At 42.9% G+C, this 1,982-nt stretch carries 1 protein-coding gene; it reads left to right on the plus strand.

Translation table 11 applies throughout. The features are described from left to right. The coding region (locus tag C8D94_RS15350) for an Ig-like domain-containing protein (RefSeq protein WP_170134775.1) at positions 1-1,982 on the plus strand (1,982 nt) is incomplete at both ends.

Raw genomic sequence — 1,982 nt, forward strand, 5'->3', positions numbered from 1 at the left:
AACTGTAGATGTTGCAATAAGCCCTAGCAACGGTCCAAGTAACGGAACGGTAGTATTGAACGCAGATGGTTCATTCACCTACACACCGGGAGCTGGATTTACGGGAACTGACAGTTTTGTATACGAGATATTCGATGACAATGCAACTCAGGCAAGAGATATAGCGACAGTATATATTTCAATAGCAGAGCCAGGAAATGAAATCTTAGCAGTAGACGATATTAACGACACGTTTGTAAATCTTCCGGTAAGTGGAAGTGTAGCAACCAATGACGAGAACTATGATGGCCCGGCAGGAACAGAAGTATTTACACTAGTAAGTGGTCCAACAGCAGGAGGTACATTAACTTTCAATCCAGATGGTACTTATGATTATACTCCAGCGAACGACTATGTTGGAGACGATACCTTTGTATATCAAATTTGTGACGGTGGAAACCCAGTAGCATGTGATACGGCAAATGTGACGATTACAATCGTAGACGATCCAATTATCGGTAACGATCCACCAGTGGCAATCAACGACGTAAATATTACTGAAATTGATATTCCTGTAGATGGAAACGTATTGGTAAACGATTTCGATCCTGATACTGGCGATACTATTTCGGTAACCGCAAATACAGATCCAACAAACGGAACAGTAACTGTAGCTCCTAATGGGGATTACACGTACACACCAAATCCAGGATTTGAAGGAATTGATACTTTTGAATATACTATTTGCGATAGTGCAACACCCGCACTGTGTGATACCGCTATTGTAACTATATATGTAATTGGGGACCCAGGAAATATTACTGTGGCCAATGATGATGCCTATTATGGTGAAATCGATACACCAGTTACAGGAAATGTTTTGGATAACGACAGTGACCCAGAAGGTAATAACCAAACCCTTGATGTTGGAACAACACCTGTAGAGGGACCATTCAATGGTACCGTAATGGTGAACGTAGATGGTTCATTCACCTACACACCAGCAGCAGGATTTACGGGTAACGACAGATTTGTATATGAAATCTTTGACAACGGAAGCCCAGTGGCTACAGATCAGGCAACGGTATATATCTTAATTGAAGAAACTCCAGCTCCAGCAATTGCTATTGTGAAATCAGGCGTGTTTATTGATGGAAATGGCGATGCTTGTGCCGATGTTGACGAGGTGATCCGATATACCTTTACGGTTACTAATGAAGGAAATGTTCCTTTAGATAATATTACGGTAACAGATCCATTATTAGAAGCCCCTAACCCCGTGGTTGCCATTACTTTTGTTGATGGTGATACCAACGGAAACGGTTTGTTGGATACAGATGAGTCTTGGACGTACACAGCGGACTATGCACTCACACAAGATGATATTGATTTAGGAAACGTAACAAACCAGGCAACTGTTGAAGGAACTGATGAAGACGGAACTACAGTAAGCGATCTTTCCGATGAAAGCTTGACCACTGAGGACGACCCAACGGTTACCGATGTATGCCAGAGCCCAGCTATCGCTATTGTGAAAGAAGCCAGTTATGATGACGGGGGAGACTGTAGCCAGCCAGGAGAAATGATTGACTACACCTTCTTTGTAACAAACGAAGGAAATGTTAGCCTATCAAGTATTACCGTGACCGACCAATTGTTAGGAGGAAATGTGCCAGGACCTATTAGTGGTGACACAGATGGCGATAATGAACTTGACGTTGATGAGACATGGTTGTATAATGGTACTTACAATATTACTCAGGATGATATTGATGCGGGAGAAGTAAATAACCAAGCTACCGCCGAAGGTACAGCGCCAGACGGTACTGTAGTGGACGATCTTTCTGGCGATACCATATTGACAGATACGACAACTACAACAACCTTGTGCCAGAGCCCAGTAATTGCTATCGTAAAAGATGGGACCCTCAACGACAACAACCAGAGCGGTTGTAGTGATGCGGGCATCGATACAATCAGCTACGTATTTACTGTGACCAACG

The sequence above is a fragment of the Marinirhabdus gelatinilytica genome (genome assembly GCF_003353425.1).
Taxonomy (GTDB): Bacteria; Bacteroidota; Bacteroidia; order Flavobacteriales; family Flavobacteriaceae; genus Marinirhabdus; species Marinirhabdus gelatinilytica.